Here is a 16,185-nt window from a genome sequence, read left to right on the forward strand (position 1 = left end):
AGGCTGCGATCTTTTGGTTTTGTTTTAAGGGAATCAAGATCAAAAGATCGCAGCCTGCGGCAGCTCCTACATGGGTCCTCGATCTACCCCCTTCTCAGGAATTCGCAGCTGTGCCGCGTCGCATCAACAGAGCGCTTTTGCCGCTCAGTGTTCTGGCTTTTACCCTGGGTCTTGGCGGCTGCATCTCAACGGACGGAATTGCTCCACAAGGCATGGCAATGGAGGCCAACTCGCTGGCCACCGACGATGCCATTGCTCACGCCGCCCGTGACGCCAACTGGCCCACCGCGCAATGGTGGCAAGCCTACGGCGACCCGCAACTCAATCGCTGGATCGACCTCGCCGTGCAGGGCAGCCCGAGCATGGCCATGGCCGCTGCGCGGGTGCGTCAGGCCAAAGCCTTGGCCGGTGTCGCCGAATCCGCCGAGTCATTGCAAATCAATGGCGAGTCGACCCTCAAACGCCACAACTGGCCGACCGATCAGTTCTACGGCCCCGGCGAGTTGGCCAACACCACCACCTGGGACAACAACGCCGCATTGGGTTTCAGCTACGCCCTCGACCTTTGGGGCCGTGAAAGCAACGCCAGCGAACGTGCGGTGGATCTGGCGCATATGAGCGCGGCCGAGGCGCGATTGGCGCAGCTTGAATTGCAGAACAACATCGTCCGCGCCTACATCGAACTGTCGCTGCATTACGCCCAGCGCGACATCGTTGCGGCGACGCTTAAGCAGCAACAGCAGATTCTCGATCTGGCGCAAAAACGTCTGAATGGTGGGATCGGCACACATTTCGAAGTCAGCCAGGCTGAAACGCCGTTGCCGGAAACCCACCGCCAGATCGATGCGCTGGACGAAGAAATCGCCCTGAGCCGCAACCAGATTGCCGCGCTCGCCGGCAAAGGTCCGGGCGCGGGCGCGCAGTTGCAGCGTCCGACGCTGTCGCTCGCTGCTGCGTTGAAACTACCGTCGGCTCTGCCCGCCGAATTGCTCGGTCAGCGGCCGGACGTGGTCGCCAGTCGCTGGCAAGTGGCGGCGCAGGCGCGTGGAATTGATGTGGCGCATGCCGGGTTTTACCCCAACGTCGATCTGGTCGGCAGCCTCGGCTATATGGCGACCGGCGGTGGCGCGCTGGAGTTTTTGACCGGCAAGAAACTCAACTACAACGTCGGCCCGGCGATCTCTTTGCCGATCTTCGACGGTGGCCGACTGCGTGCCGAACTCGGTGAAGCCTCCGCTGGTTACGACATCGCCGTGGCGCACTACAACCAGACGCTGGTGAATGCGCTGAAGAATATTTCCGATCAGTTGATCCGCCGCGAGTCGATGGACAAGCAGCAAGGCTTCGCCGCCGAATCGGTTGCCACGGCGCAGAAGACTTACGACATCGCGATGATCGCTTATCAGCGCGGCCTCACCGATTACCTCAACGTGCTCAATGCGCAGACGTTGCTGTTCAAACAGCAGCAGGTGCAGCAGCAGGTGCAGGCGGCGCGGTTGACTGCGCATGCCGAGTTGGTGACTGCGCTGGGTGGTGGCCTCGGGGCTGGCAACGACGTGCCGACTGCTGAGAAAACCCAAGCGCCGAAAACCCCGGTTCTCCTGCATTGAACACACATCAAATTGTAGGAGTGAGCCTGCTCGCGATAGCGGTGTATCAGTCAACAGAAATGTTGGATGTAAAATCGCCATCGCGAGCAGGCTCACTCCTACAGGGATCGCGTCTTGCCTGAATTCTTGAGCACAATTAAATGACCCCCTTGCCCGCACCACTGCGCTGGCTCTACTCCCTGGAATGGCGCCGTGGTTTCTTCGACTGGGCGCGCAGCGATGGCGTGACCTGGGTCTACATCTTCAAGGTGTTGCTCGCCGCATTCCTCACCCTGTGGCTGGCCATGCGTCTGGAATTACCGCAACCGCGCACGGCGATGATCACCGTGTTCATCGTCATGCAGCCGCAGAGCGGCCAGGTGTTCGCCAAGAGTTTCTATCGCTTTCTCGGCACCCTCGCCGGCTCGGCGATGATGGTCACGTTGATCGCGTTATTCGCGCAAAACACCGAGCTGTTTCTCGGCTCGCTGGCGATCTGGGTCGGCATCTGCTCGGCCGGCGCTGCGCGTTGCCGCAACTTCCGCGCTTACGGTTTTGTCCTCGCCGGTTACACCGCAGCGATGGTCGGGCTGCCGGCGCTGGCGCACCCGGATGGAGCGTTCATGGCGGCGGTGTGGCGGGTGCTGGAAATCTCGCTGGGGATCCTCTGCTCGACCCTGATCAGCGCCGCGATCCTGCCGCAAACCGCCAGCGCGGCGATGCGCAACGCCTTGTATCAGCGTTTCGGTGTGTTCGCGTTGTTCGTCACCGATGGCTTGCGCGGGCGCAGCAAGGCCGAGTCTTTCGAGGCGAGCAATGTGCGCTTCATTGCTGAAGCCGTGGGGCTGGAAGGGCTGCGCAGCGTGACCGTGTTCGAAGACCCGCACATGCGTCGGCGTAACGGTCGACTAAGTCGGTTGAACAGCGAATTCATGGGCATCACTACGCGCTTCAACGCCCTGCATCAATTGCTCGAGCGCTTGCGCGGCAATGGTGAAGAACGCGTTGTCGCCGCGATCAAACCGGGCCTGCAGGATCTCGCCGAAGTGCTCGACGGCTTCAGTGGTCGCGCCCTGACCAGCCCCGATGCCGGCCGTTTGGCGACCGCATTGGCGAGCTATAAGGAAGGCCTGCCGGCCCGCGTGCGCAGCCTGCGCGCGATCTTTCAGGACACCGAGCCGAGCGAAGCCGAACAACTGGATTTCCACACCGCGTACGAATTGCTCTATCGCTTCGTCGATGATTTGCACAGTTATGCACAGACCCACGCGTCATTGGCCGATCACCGCCACGAACGTGAGCGTTGGGACGAGCCGTTCACCCCGCAAACCAACTGGTGGGCCGCCGCTGCGTCGGGCATTCGCGCCTCGTTCATTCTCATCGTGCTGGGCAGTTACTGGGTCGCCACCGCTTGGCCAAGCGGCGCGACGATGACGCTGATCGCTGCCGCCACCGTGGGCCTCTCGGCTGCTACGCCGAACCCGAAACGCATGGCGTTCCAGATGGCGTGCGGAACCTTCCTCGGTGCCCTGATCGGCTTCGTCGAGATGTTTTTCATCTTCCCGTGGATCGATGGTTTCCCGCTGCTGTGCGTGATGCTCGCGCCGGTGATCGTGCTCGGCTCGTTCCTCACCTCGCGGCCGCAATACGCCGGCGTCGGCCTCGGTTTGCTGATCTTCTTCAGCACCGGTTCGGTGCCGGACAACCTGACCATCTACAACCCTTACACCTTTATCAACGACTACATCGCCATGGTCATGGGCATGCTGGTCTGCGCCGCTGCCGGTGCAATTATTCTGCCGCCGAACAGCCGCTGGTTGTGGAAGCGCCTGGAACAGGATCTGCGCGGGCAAGTGGTCTACGCGATCAGCGGCAAACTGAAAGGTCTGGCCTCGAGTTTCGAGAGCCGCACACGTGATCTGTTGCATCAGGCTTACGGCCTCGCGGCGGGTCAGCCGAAGGTGCAAAAGAACTTGCTGCGCTGGATGTTCGTCGTACTGGAAGTCGGCCACGCGATCATCGAGTTGCGCAAGGAACAGGCGATCCTGCCGGTGCACCCGGCCTATGCCGAGTCGCAGCCGTGGCGCCAGGCTATCCGCGTGATGGGCCGGGCGCTGGTGCGACTGTTCCTGCAACCGAACTCCAGCAATCTCGAGCGCGCACTGGTCGCCGTCGATCACGCAATCAGCCGCGTCGCGGCGACCGATGAACCGTTCGCGCCGCACTTCGATACCTCGGCATTACGGCGGGTGAAGAGCTATCTGCACTTCATCCGTACCTCGCTGCTCGACCCGCAATCACCGCTCGCTGCCTACGCCATCGCCAAGCCCGAAGGACTTGCCCATGCCTCGTGAAATCGCCTTCCACGGCGTGTACATGCCGACCATGACCTTGATGTTTTTTATCGCTGCGGCACTGGCCTGGGCGGTGGACCGGTTCCTGTCCGGGTTCGACCTGTACCGCTTTTTCTGGCACCCGGCGCTGCTGCGTCTGAGTCTGTTTACCTGTCTGTTCGGCGCCATGGCGCTGACTGTCTACCGTTGAGAACGATCTGATGAAAAAGTTTTTCAGCCTGCTCGCGACCCTGCTGGTGCTGGCCCTGGCGTTGTGGATCGGCCGCACGTTGTGGGAGCACTACATGAACACGCCGTGGACCCGCGACGGTCGCGTGCGTGCCGATATCATCAACGTCGCCGCCGACGTTACCGGTGAGGTGATCGACGTGCCGGTGCGTGACAACCAACTGGTGAAGAAGGGTGATTTGCTCATGCAGATCGACCCCGAGCACTACCGCATCGCGGTGAAACAGGCGCAGTCGCTGGTCGCCTCGCGCAAGTCGACGTGGGAGATGCGCAAGGTCAACGCCCATCGCCGCGCCGATCTGGACAACCTGGTGATCTCCAAGGAAAACCGTGACGACGCCAGCAACATCGCCGATGCCGCGCTCGCCGATTACCAACACGCGCAGGCGCAACTGGAAGCTGCCGAACTCAACCTCAAACGCACCGAAGTGCGCGCGGCGGTCGACGGTTACGTGACCAACCTCAACGTGCATCGCGGTGACTACGCGCGCATCGGCGAGGCGAAAATGGCCGTGGTCGACATGAACTCGTTCTGGGTTTACGGCTTCTTCGAAGAGACCAAACTGCCCAACGTGAAAGTCGGTGACAAGGCCGACATGCAGTTGATGAGCGGCGAAGTCTTGAAGGGCCACGTGGAAAGCATTTCCCGCGGCATCTATGACCGCGACAACCCGGAAAGCCGCGAACTGATCGCCGATGTGAACCCGACGTTCAACTGGGTGCGGTTGGCGCAGCGGGTGCCGGTGCGGATTCACATTGATGAAGTACCGGAGGGTGTTCTGTTGGCGGCGGGGATTACTTGCACGGTGGTGGTGCGGCAGGATGCTGTGGATAACTGACCGACCGCGTTGACTGAATCGCGAGCAGGCTCACTCCTACACTGGATCTGCGTTACACCGAAGATCCCCTGTAGGAGTGAGCCTGCTCGCGATGGCGTCGACCCGGTCTCAGAGTTTGCCGCGCAAACCGAAGCGCCTCATCAACGTCGACTCCAGCAACCCCTTTGGCAGCAACGCCGCCAACAACGGCAACGCGCGACTGCCATTGCCGATGCGGATCAAGCGCGGCGGTTTGTTCTGCTGCACAGCCTTCAACAGTTCAGCCGCAAACTCACTGGCCGGCGTCGGCTTGTCCTGCGACGCCTTGGCCCGCGCGCGAATACCTTCGCGCAGGGGAAACCACGGTGATTGTTCATTGATCAATTGCTCGGCCTCGTGCCCGGCGTTTTTGGCAAAACTCGATTGAATCGCCCCCGGCTGCACTTCCATCACGCGAATGCCGAACGGCGCCAGTTCCATGCGCAGTGCATCGCTCAAGGCATGCACCGCCGCTTTCGAGGCGCAGTAAGCACCGGCAAACGGCGTGACCAAAACCCCTGAAACACTGCCGATATTCACCACCAATCCTTTGGCCCGGCGCAGCACCGGGAACAGTGCGCGCGTAACGCCAACAATCGAAAACACATTGGTTTCGAACTGGCGCTGCATGGCCGCCACACCGCCATCGAGCAGCGGCCCCATGGCGCCGTACCCCGCGTTGTTGATCAGCACATCAAGGCCGCCGTGTTGCTGGTTGATCCGCTCGCCAAGTTGCTCCAGCGCCGCGCTGTCATTGACATCGAGTTGCACGGCGGTGAACCCGGCAGACGCCAGCAACGCCACATCTTCAGCCTTGCGCGCACTGGCCCAGACTTCGAAGCCGGCAGCTTTGAACGCATCGGCGAGGGCGCGGCCGATGCCGCTGGAACAACCGGTAATCAACGCAACGGGCATGGCGCATTCCTTGTGCAAAAAAGTGGGGAAGGGAGGATCAATCGGAGAAACTACCCTGCAAGCGCTCGGCGCGAAACTCCAGGGTTTGCGGGCGATAACCGGGACGCAGCGGCGGCATCGGCAGGCAGTCTTCCCAGTCGCCGCCGGCCTGCAATTCGCCGGGACCGCGATAGCGCGGGGCAGTGTATTGGTTGTCGGCCAGATTCACCGTGTCACCCGGCGCATAGGCAGCGATGCGCCAGCGCAGTTCGGTCAGGGGCACGTCGTTGGCGTTTTTCATTTTCAGTTGCAGCGGACGATCCGCCGGGCATTGTTCGGGAGCGTAGGCGATACGCATCTCAAGGCGCGCCAGTTGCTTGATCTCGCGGTTGTCCAGCCACACCACCCACATGGCCACGAAACCCAGGCCAATCGCCGCCGCCACGGAAACCGGCAAGGCCTTGGCCGGATAGCGCAGCAGGAGGATCAGCCAGGTGATGACCAGCAAGATGCCGATGAACATGTGGGAACGCTCCGTGAGTTTGTGCGCACCATCCTACCGAAGGCTCAGCGCAATGGACATTTGTTGCGCACGGGATTTAACCGTTGGTCGGAACTGTAATTTCTGACAGTAGGCGCATCGCCAAGCGTCTGCTCAGATCATTGCAGGCGCAGAGGACGCAGTTATCGAGCGGGGTGAGCTACATGGACATGTTCAGCAAAACACCGGTGCTGGCAGTGAACGACCCACGCGGGCTGGCCGTTCGCAGGGTCGATTACTGGCGTTGCGACGTTAATCAAGCACTTGAACCGCGCATCCATCGCACGGCCCACGATGCGGCGGGTCGCGCGGTGACGCAGTGGGACCCGCGATTGTGGGCGCTACAAAGCGATGATCCGCTAGCGCCGGCCAACCTAAGCACCGTTTACTTGTTGAACGGGCAGATTCTGCGCTCGAACAGCGTCGACGCCGGGGTGCAGCTCAGTCTGTTCGGTCTGGGCTCAGAGACATTGACGGATTGGGACAGCCGAGGCACCCGCCGGGACATTGAGCATGACCTGTTACTGCGGCCGACGGCAGTGTTCGAAGCTGGTGAGCTGCAACCACGCCGTTGCGCCGAGCGTTTTGGATATGGTCAGCCGGGTGATGCCGATCAGGCGCGTAATCAGCTTGGCCAACTGATTCGTCACGAAGACCCGGCGGGAAGCGTGCTGTTCGAGGTCTTCGCGATCACCGGGGAGAACGTTGAAAGTACCCGGCATTTCACCCTTGAACCCGTCTCCCCGGATTGGCCTGAGCCAATCGATGAGCGCCAGCGTTTGCTCGAGCCCGGTGAGGGCGCAATGACCCATTGGCGTTTCGGGCCCCTCGGGGCGGTGCTCGAGCAGATCGATGCGAAGGGTAACCGGCATGTCAGTGAGTTGACCCTCGATGGAGGCTTGCGCGCCCGCCGTCTGCAGTTGAGCCATCAGACTGAGTGGCGGGCGGTGGTCAGCGATATTCACTACAACGCAGAAGGGCTGGTCACGCAGGAACTGGCAGGCAATGGCGTGCTGACAACGCTGACCTACCGTGAAGAGGATGGACGTCTGATGACGCGTCACGCCGAAACCGGTCAGGGTGTGGTCTTGCAGAATCTGCTGTACCAATACGACCGGACAGGCAATGTGCTGAGCATCGAAGACCGGGCGCTGCCCGTGCGCTACTTCGCCAACCAGCGCATCGAACCGATCAGCCGCTTCACCTACGACAGCCTCTACCAATTGTGTGAGGCCCGCGGATGGGAGGCAGGGCCGGGCGATGGCGGCCCGACAGCGATCGCCAACTATTTGCAAACCTATGGTTATGACGCTGGCGGCAATCTGCTCAAGCTGACCCACGTCGGTGCACAGAGTCCAGGTCATGATCTGCAGGCTGCCCGCTACAGCAATCGCTGCCTGCCCTGGTGCAATGGCGTGCCCCCCGACGAGGCAGAGATCGCCGCAGCGTTCGACGCTCGCGGTAACTTGCTGCTGCTGGATCAAGGCCGGCAGTTGCAGTGGAATCTGCGCAATCAACTGGATGCGTTCGTGGCGGTGCAACGCGATTGCGCTGCGGATGATCACGAAGTCTATCTCTACGACGGCGCTGGTCAGCGTGTACGCAAGATTCGGTCGCTGCAGACCAGGGTTCGTGCTGTCGTTACGCAGGTACGCTACCTCCCTGAACTGGAATTGCGCACCGATGCCGGCACCGGCGAGGTGCTGCAAGTCATCACGGTGCAGACCGCCCTGAACAGTGTTCGTGTTCTGCACTGGGAGAGTCCGCCGCCAGCAGGCGTTAACGATCAGTATCGCTACAGTTTCAATGATCATCTGGGATCGATCAGTCTGGAACTGGCGGCAGATGCGCAACTGATCAGCCGCGAGCATTTCTATCCATTCGGGGCGACCGCGTGGAGTGAGGAAAGCGACATCAGTTACAAAACCGTGCGTTATTCGGGCAAGGAGCGTGATGCCACGGGTCTGTACTACTATGGTTTTCGTTATTACATGCCGTGGTTGCAGCGCTGGCTCAACCCTGACCCGAAAGGTTTTATCGACGGGCCGAATCTGTACCAGATGGTCGGTAACTCACCGATGCGGCATGCCGACAGCGACGGCGGTAAAAAGACCGATACGTCAGAGTTGGCTGACAGTGCACAAGAGCAGAAGGCATTGCTGGATTCGATGACTTCGGCTGCTGCGGATGTCAGAAATTCGTTACTCAATCACACGCAGGCGCGGCACCGCTTTCAGGCGCTGGTCAGGCGGGTGACGACGCAACTGAGCAGCAGTCTGGTCAGAACTGGAGCTAAGGCTTTGGGGGGCGCGGCAGGCACAGCGTTGGGGGGAACATTGGGGCCGGTAGTGGGTGCACTCGGGGGGCAGGTGGGTGAGAAGGCCGGCACCGCGCTGGCGAACGTCGTCATCGAAAAGGTCGTGGACACCTTTCAGTTGAACCGTCCTATCAACTTCAAGGGCAGCGAGATGAATCCGAAGGCGTTCGTTGAAAGCGTGGCGCCAAAAACGAAACCCAGTCTCGCCAAGGTAAAACTGGAGTTGGCCGCCCATGATCCGCGCACTGCCGACGGTCGATCACGTCTGGTGAAAATGGCTGGCACCAAGGCGGAGGACAAAGTAATCGAGATAATCGCCGACAAACTGGGACCGGAGGCACCGGGTCTGGTCCAGACGGTACGGGAGTTCGCCCATGCTTCGCGAGGTTTGAATGCCGAGGCGTTAAGTGAAGCTTACGAACATATTCCGGTAGACATCGACATGGCAACGTTCAGGATGTCAGCCATCTTGAACGAGTTGGCGACTGCCGGCAGTTCAGATCCTGAGCTTTTCGAAACGGTTGCAGGGCTTTCAATGCAAACATCGAACACTGTTCAAACGCTGGAACGGACTCAGGACTTCATTGGATTTATTGCACCGACGCCATACGCCGGGAGGCAGCAATCGCTGGGAGGAAGTTCCCGGCCAAAACTGATCCGACAACATTCGCTCGGCTGAAAAAAAGCCCCCGCCCAACCCGCTGCGGATAGGGGACGCAGCGGGCTGGACGGGGGCTTCTTGTTTTATCGATCAGTTACTGCGCGATGGTTTTCACCGACACGCCGCGTTCGATCGGGGTGGAGCGGCCGTAGATATCTTCGAAGCGTTCGATATCGTCTTCACCCAAGTACGAACCCGATTGTACTTCGATGATTTCCAGCGGGATCTTGCCCGGGTTGCGCAGACGATGCACCGAGGCGATCGGGATGTAGGTCGACTGGTTTTCGCAGAGCAGGAACACGTTTTCGTCGCAGGTCACTTCGGCGGTGCCGCTGACCACGATCCAGTGCTCGGCGCGGTGATGGTGCATCTGCAGCGACAGGCACGCGCCCGGTTTCACCGAGATGTGCTTGACCTGGAAACGCCCGCCCATGTCCACCGAGTCGTACGAGCCCCACGGACGATAGACTTCGCAGTGGTTCTGGGTTTCGCTGCGGCCCTGCTCGTTGAGCGTGTTGACCATCTGCTTGACGCCCTGAACCTTGTCTTTGTGGGCGATCATCATGGCGTCTTTGGTTTCGACCACGACAATGTTTTCCAGACCGATCACCGACACCAGTTTGCCGTTGCCGTGGATCATGCAGTTCTTGCTGTCCTGAATCACCACATCGCCTTTGGTGACGTTGCCGTTGGCGTCCTTCTCGTTGACTTCCCACAGCGAAGACCAGCAACCAACATCGCTCCAGCCTGCGGTCAGCGGCACCACGCAGGCGCGCTGGGTTTTTTCCATGACGGAGTAGTCAATGGAGTTGTCCGGGCAGCAGGCGAAGGTGGCTTCGTCGAAGGTGATGGTGTCGGCGTCCTGCTGGCTGCGCTCGAGGGTCAGCAGGCAGGTGTCGTAGATGTCCGGATCGTGTTTTTTCAGTTCTTCGAGGAAGCGGCTGGCGCGGAACAGGAACATGCCGCTGTTCCAGTAGTAACCGCCGGACTCGACGTACTCGGTGGCACGTTTGACGTCAGGTTTTTCAACGAAATGCGAAACGCGGCTGACGCCTTCGGGCAGCAGCGAGTCGCCGGTGGATTTGATGTAGCCGTAACCGGTTTCCGGTTTGGTTGCCGGCACGCCGAACAGGACCATTTCGCCGTTTTCGGCAGCAACGGTGGCGAGGGCGAGGGCGCGTTGCAGGGCTTTCTGATCTTCCAGCACGTGGTCGGCCGGCAGCACCAGCATCAACTCGTCACGACCTTCATTGACCAGCATCATCGCGGTCAGCGCCACGGCCGGCGCGGTGTTGCGGCCGAACGGTTCCATGAGGATGCGCTGGCATTCCAGCTTACGGTTGGCCAACTGCTCGTTGACGATGAAGCGGTGATCCTTGTTGCAGACCACGATCGGGGTGTCCATGCCTTCGAACACCAGACGCTCGAGGGTCTGCTGGAATAGAGTGTGTTCGCCGGTCAGGGCGAGGAACTGTTTAGGGAACTGCTTACGCGAAAGCGGCCAGAGACGCGAACCGCTACCACCTGACAAGATCACCGGAATCATATTGTTTACTCCATAAAATCGATTGGTTAGAGGCACGAACGCTGTGTCGTTTCACTCTTGTTTTTGTCTCGTGTCCGAACTCTCACCTCGGTCCCTGTGGGAGCCTGGCTTGCCAGCGATGGCATCACCTCGGTGTATCTGCAGAACAGAGGTGTCTGCATCGCTGGCAAGCCAGCTCCCACAGGGAGCCGGGTCAGTTCGGAAAATTCGTTAGCGAGTCGATACCGGGCGTTTCACCCAGACTGGCGACAGGCTGCTGCCGCTGCCGGTGACGTACAGCACCGCAGCTTCGCCGCGCTCAAGGGCGACCGGTTTCACGTCGCCGACTTTCTTGTCACCTTCGTACAGCGCCAGGCTGACTTTCACCGGGTTGATTTCACGTTCGCCACGGCCCTTGGCGGCCACGTTCGGCACCACGTCGGTCTTGCCGTCGGCGGTCTTCAGGGTCAGCGGCTTGTCGCTGAGGTTCTGTACGCGCACCAGGGATTTCTGCTTGTTCTTGAACGGCGGCTCTTCGATCAGTTGCGGCGCGCCGGAAGCGTTGTTGACCAGGGTGTAGTAGTGGTCACCAGCGAGTTTCACCGGCAGGGTCTGGCTGCCGACCTTGGCGCTGTAATCACCGCCCGGCATGAAGCTGAAGTCGCTGCTGGCCAGTGGTGCAACGTCGCTCAGGTTGGTGCTGCCGACAGTCGCGCTGACTTCAGCGTTGCTGGCGTTGTAGACACGCACAAAGGTCGAACCTTTCGGTGCGGTCGGGCCGTACAGGGCGGCGTCGCCACCGGCAAAGGCTGGGACGGAAAGCACGCTGAGGCCAGCAACCAGTGCGAAGCTTTTAGCGAGACGACGAGGAGTAGTAGTGAAAGTCATGGTGTACCTCTCTTTCAGTTTTGCGCCCGATCGGGCGTCTCGGATTTAGTGTTGATTGCTACGTTTTGTTGGCGCGCGCCGGCTTGTTTAAGCTCTGCGACCCACTGCGGGTCGGCGTCACCGATTTCGTTGTTCACAGGCAGATAACGTTCAGGAAACTCCCAGATCAGCACCTGCGGCGGGCTGTTCTTGAAGTCATCGCTTTTCAGGTAGCTGAGCATCGGCAGGATCGGGCCGTGGCCGTCTTCGGCGTAGCTCACCACGTCGCTGTGCAGCGCTTGTTTCAGTGCTCCGACGAAGTTCCAGTTAGGGTTGGCGCTATAGCTGGTGCCGACCAGTGCCACCGGCACTTCATTGCTGGCGAACAGCGCGTCGTCACCGGCAGGCTGATCGCCGGCCGCGACGGTGTTGCGCTTTTGCAGCGGCTCTTGCGCCGGCATCAGGTTTTCAAACAGCGGATCGAGCGGCAGGAACAAGCGCAGATCGCCCTTGTGCGTGACCTTCTCCGCTGGCGTGGTAACAAAGCGCTGCGGCTCGCCGCTGAGCGGGAACTTGTCAGCGATGGTTTTTGCCAGGGTGTTCGCGGCAATCTCGGCGCCTTCCGGCGTCCAGTGCGTGTCGGTGCGCAGGAACACTTGCTGACCATTCTGCTTGGCCTGTTGCAGTGGCTTGAGCAGGTCAGGGGCGAGGATCTTGTCCGCCGCGACGCGGTGGTGGAAATCCTCATAGAGGTTTTCGTGAATGCTCGCCGGCTTCACTTCACCCAGGTGCTCCGGGTACAGACGAACCTTGGCCGGCACGATCGCCATCACCAGTTTCACGCCTTTCTCTTTCAGGGTCTGGCGCACGCCTTCGACCAGCGCGTAGTTGCCTTGCAGGTTCAGCTCTTCGTTGACGATCGGGTTGAATTCCTCATCGCTGTACAACCACTGATCGCGACCGAGCACCACGCCCGGACGACCTTCGTTGAACAGTTTGAAATCCAGCGCGGCCCAGAGGTTGGTGCCCAGACGCTTGATCGGGAATTCTTCGTCGTAATGGGTTTCCACAGCCTTGGTCCAGCGGCCGTTAAGCACCGTCGCATCGGCGTTGGTGCTGAAGCCGAAGAAGCTGCGTACCGACCACAGACCCAAGACCAACAGGGTCACCAGGAACAGGGCGATGTAGAAGATGCGTAATGAGCGGGTCATGTCAGATCCCTCAGAACTGGAAGTAAAGGAACGGCGAGAAGCTTTGCGCCGAAAGTTTGAGAATCGAGGCGATGAACAGCAGCAGGATCAGGCCGCGCATCACGTAACGCGACCAGTCCGCGCTCCAGTAGGCCGGTTGTACCTGGGCTTCGACGCCGACGGTGTAGCCAGGCTCGTGGATGCTTGCCGGGTTTTCGCCGGGTGCGGCTTTGATCATTCCCGGCGTCGCGGTGGCAGGGCCGTTGGCCTCGACGTTGACTTCCGGTTTGCTCTTGGCTGGCGGCTGATTGGTGTACAGATCGCGCAGACCGAAGAACGCCAGCGTCACGTACGCAACAACCAAAGTCGCCACTTGCAGACCGGTGAGGCTGGCCTGATTAAGTTCCGACAACGACCATTCACCGAAGCTGAACATCGCGCCGTACATACGACCGGCGACGTGCAGGTTCTCGGCGCGGAAGATCACCCAGCCCATGACCACGAGCAGGAAGGTCAGCGCCCAGCGGATCGGGTTGAGGCTGCGCGGCGAGGTGTTCAGGCCCAGCGCTTTTTCAATCGCCAGCCACATGCCGTGCCAGGCGCCCCAGACGATGTAAGTGATGTTCGCGCCGTGCCACAGGCCACCGAGGAGCATGGTCAGGAACAGGTTGCGGTAAGTCATCAGCGTGCCTTTACGGTTACCGCCGAGAGTGATGTACAGATAGTCACGCAGCCAGGTCGACAGGCTGATGTGCCAGCGGCGCCAGAACTCGGTGATCGACTGGCTGATGTATGGCTGTTTGAAGTTTTCCATGAAGCGGAAACCCATCATCAAGCCCAGACCGATGGCCATGTCGCTGTAACCGGAAAAGTCGAAATACAGCTGTGCGGTGTACGCCAGCGCGCCGAGCCAGGCATCACCCGTGGTCGGGTTTTGCAGGGCGAAACAATGGTCGGCGACCACCGCGAGGGTGTCAGCGATGAAGACCTTCTTGATGAAACCCTGCATGAACCGCGTGCAGCCCTCGGAGAATTTATCGAGGGTGTGCGTGCGGTTGTTGAACTGGTCGGCGAGGTCGCGGAAACGCAGGACCGGGCCGGCAATCAGGTGCGGGAAGATCGCCACGAACGCTGCGAAGTCGATCAGGTTGCGCGTGGCCGGGGTATCGCCGCGATACACGTCGATGATGTAGCTGATCGACTCGAAGATGTAGAACGAGATACCGATCGGCAGCAGCACGTGGGTGAGGATGAACGGCTCAAGACCGACCGAAGTCATCATCGCATTGATGCTGTCGACGCCGAAGTTGGCGTACTTGAAGTAGCCGAGGATGCACAGGTCGACTGCTACGCCGAGCAGCAGCCAGCGCTGCGCCGGTTTGGTTCTGACGCCGGCGGCACCGACTTTGAGGCCGATCCAGTAGTTCCACAGCGTGACGGCGGCGAACAGCGCGAGGAAGTCCACACGCCACCAGGCGTAGAACACGTAGCTGGCGATCAGCAGCAGCAGGTTGCGATAGCGTTGCCCGCTCAAGTAGTACAAGCCGAGAAAGATCGGCAAGAACAGAAACAGGAACACGTTGGATGAAAATACCATCCCGATCTCTCCATGTTTGAACCAACAGTCAAGGGCCAAAGCCCCCCCAAACCCCCCGTGGTAGTGGAGGGGTGAAACGGTGTTTCTGTCAGGGTTGTGCAGGGCCTTGAAAACTTGCCCTCACCCCCCGCCCTCTCCCGGAGGGAGAGGGAGCCTGATCTCCATGGTTTTCAGAAAAGGAGATCGACTCGATATTTCTTTGCAGCCTGATCTCGATTGTTTTTCAACACCTGAGATCGGCTCGGTATTTCTGTGCCGCCTGATCTCGATTGTTTTTCAACACCTGAGATCGGCTCGGTATTTCTGTGCCGCCTGATCTCGGTTGTTTTTCAACACCTGAGATCGACTCGGTATTTCATTTCGGCGTAACTCGCGCAGCCACCTCGGTCAGTTCCCTCTCCCTTTGGGAGAGGGTTAGGGTGAGGGGCTTTTGCTTTATGAGCCTTTGTTGCCCTTTTCATGCGACGGGTCGTAGACCTTGGTCAGGTCGCCGCCGAGGCGGAAAGTCTTGAACGGTTGCATGCCATGCTTCTTCTCGATGACATCCGGCGCACAGGTGTAGAGCGTGCAGAACGGTTCGAGCCAGGCGAATTTCATGTCCTCTTTCAAGTCGGTCATGTCCTGCTCTTTACCGTTCTTCTTCTCGAATTCATCCGGGTCTTTCACCCCAGACAACACCCGATCACCCAGACGCTTCAGCGCGCCGTTGTTTTCCTGACGCAAATCAACACCATTGACCTGAGCAAAACTGGCGATCATCGCCAGCGGCGGCAGGGCGTAGTTGTGATAGGCGAGGGCGCGTTGCTGGCGCTTGAGTTCGTTGGGCAGGAAGCCGTCGGCATCGACTTGATTGACGCCAACCTTGTATTCCTTCACCGCCCAGTCAAACAGGTCGCGGCGGTTGGTCGCGACCGAGGTAGCCATCACCGACCATGCAGCCCAGTAGGAATGGTTGTTGGTTTTTTCCAGCGGCAGGTTGTCCCAATCGCTGACCACCTGATCAGCCATTTTGCTGAACCACGCCTCAATCAACTGCGCTTCCTGTTGATGCTGGGCCAGCGGATGCGAGTCGGAGAACTTCAGGCGAATGTACGAAGAGGCCATGCTGCCCAGCGCCCATTTGCGCATCGACTTGCCGGTGTGGTTGAAGTCTTTCGACATCAACGCATCGGCCTTGGCCCACGCGGTCAGCCAGTTCAGCGTGCATTCGAGCTGCTCCGGACGCCCGTCGCGCATGAACTGCATCACCCGTTTGGCGGTGCCGCGTTCCAGCGTGGTGATGTCTTTGGTGGTGTCGCGAAAGGCTTTTTCCGACTGCACGTTCAGTGTCGCGCGGGCCTTGTTCGAACCTTCGTATTTGCTGCGAAATTGCAGCGGCCCAGTGTAGGGCGTCGGCATCGCATCGCAGCCTTCGCTTTTGTCACCGGTCTTGAATTTATCCACAGGCGCGAAATAGCCCTGAGGTGGACGCAGTGGTGCGGCGGCCTGCGCGGTGCCGGCGAAGATCGCCAGCCCGAGCAGCGTCGGCGCTAAAAGAGTTTTCAGTTTCGAGTTTCGCATAGCAG

General features: G+C 60.1%; 12 protein-coding genes. 5 read left to right on the forward strand and 7 right to left on the reverse strand.

What is annotated here, in order from left to right; translation table 11 throughout:
- Positions 1-110: 110 nt before the first annotated feature.
- The 4 genes from PMI23_RS05455 to PMI23_RS05470 all read left to right on the forward strand — a co-directional run bounded on the left by PMI23_RS05455 (position 111) and on the right by PMI23_RS05470 (position 5,010).
- The gene (locus PMI23_RS05455) at positions 111-1,610 is read left to right on the forward strand and encodes an efflux transporter outer membrane subunit (RefSeq protein WP_007914116.1); all 1,500 of its coding nucleotides are present in this window, start codon (positions 111-113) and stop codon (positions 1,608-1,610) included.
- A 140-nt stretch (positions 1,611-1,750) separates the two neighbouring features.
- Positions 1,751-3,943, forward strand: coding sequence for an FUSC family protein (locus tag PMI23_RS05460; RefSeq protein ID WP_007914109.1), 2,193 nt, complete (start codon positions 1,751-1,753; stop codon positions 3,941-3,943).
- On the forward strand, positions 3,933-4,133 hold the full coding sequence (locus PMI23_RS05465; protein WP_007914106.1) for a DUF1656 domain-containing protein: 201 nt from the start codon (positions 3,933-3,935) through the stop codon (positions 4,131-4,133). The genes PMI23_RS05460 and PMI23_RS05465 overlap by 11 nt, the downstream gene beginning before the upstream one ends.
- Positions 4,134-4,143: 10 nt before the next feature.
- The gene (locus PMI23_RS05470; RefSeq protein WP_007914099.1) at positions 4,144-5,010 is read left to right on the forward strand and encodes an efflux RND transporter periplasmic adaptor subunit; all 867 of its coding nucleotides are present in this window, start codon (positions 4,144-4,146) and stop codon (positions 5,008-5,010) included.
- A 108-nt stretch (positions 5,011-5,118) separates the two neighbouring features.
- On the opposite strand, the gene PMI23_RS05475 is transcribed toward PMI23_RS05470, so the two are convergent.
- Together PMI23_RS05475 and PMI23_RS05480 are read right to left on the reverse strand one after the other, a co-directional pair.
- Positions 5,119-5,943, reverse strand: a complete 825-nt coding sequence (locus PMI23_RS05475; protein WP_007914097.1) for an SDR family oxidoreductase — start codon at positions 5,941-5,943, stop codon at positions 5,119-5,121.
- Positions 5,944-5,980: 37 nt separating this feature from the next.
- The gene (locus tag PMI23_RS05480) at positions 5,981-6,445 is read right to left on the reverse strand and encodes a hypothetical protein (RefSeq protein ID WP_007914096.1); all 465 of its coding nucleotides are present in this window, start codon (positions 6,443-6,445) and stop codon (positions 5,981-5,983) included.
- Between the two features lie 182 nt (positions 6,446-6,627).
- Here PMI23_RS05480 and PMI23_RS05485 point away from each other — a divergent pair, with 182 nt between their 5' ends.
- Positions 6,628-9,459 (forward strand): RHS repeat domain-containing protein, encoded by a 2,832-nt coding sequence (locus PMI23_RS05485; RefSeq protein WP_238539518.1) that lies wholly within the window; start codon positions 6,628-6,630, stop codon positions 9,457-9,459.
- A gap of 76 nt (positions 9,460-9,535) precedes the next feature.
- Here PMI23_RS05485 and PMI23_RS05490 read toward each other — a convergent pair whose 3' ends face one another.
- From PMI23_RS05490 to PMI23_RS05510, 5 genes are all read right to left on the reverse strand, one after another.
- Entirely contained in the window at positions 9,536-10,987 is a 1,452-nt protein-coding gene (locus tag PMI23_RS05490) for a mannose-1-phosphate guanylyltransferase/mannose-6-phosphate isomerase (protein WP_007914094.1), read from the reverse strand.
- A 210-nt stretch (positions 10,988-11,197) separates the two neighbouring features.
- A complete protein-coding gene (locus tag PMI23_RS05495) occupies positions 11,198-11,854 on the reverse strand; it encodes an alginate O-acetyltransferase AlgF (RefSeq protein ID WP_007914291.1) in 657 nt (218 codons plus the stop codon).
- Positions 11,855-11,868: 14 nt separating this feature from the next.
- Positions 11,869-13,044: an alginate O-acetyltransferase gene (locus PMI23_RS05500; RefSeq protein ID WP_007914293.1), complete on the reverse strand. Its 1,176-nt coding sequence runs from the start codon at positions 13,042-13,044 to the stop codon at positions 11,869-11,871.
- A 10-nt stretch (positions 13,045-13,054) separates the two neighbouring features.
- A complete protein-coding gene (locus tag PMI23_RS05505; RefSeq protein WP_007914295.1) occupies positions 13,055-14,620 on the reverse strand; it encodes an MBOAT family O-acyltransferase in 1,566 nt (521 codons plus the stop codon).
- Positions 14,621-15,055: 435 nt separating this feature from the next.
- Positions 15,056-16,180 carry a mannuronate-specific alginate lyase gene (locus PMI23_RS05510; RefSeq protein WP_007914297.1) on the reverse strand — a complete coding sequence of 375 codons (1,125 nt, stop codon included), beginning with the start codon at positions 16,178-16,180 and terminating at the stop codon, positions 15,056-15,058.
- Positions 16,181-16,185 lie beyond the last annotated feature (5 nt).

Source organism: Pseudomonas sp. GM24 (assembly GCF_000282235.1).
Classification (GTDB): Bacteria; Pseudomonadota; Gammaproteobacteria; order Pseudomonadales; family Pseudomonadaceae; genus Aquipseudomonas.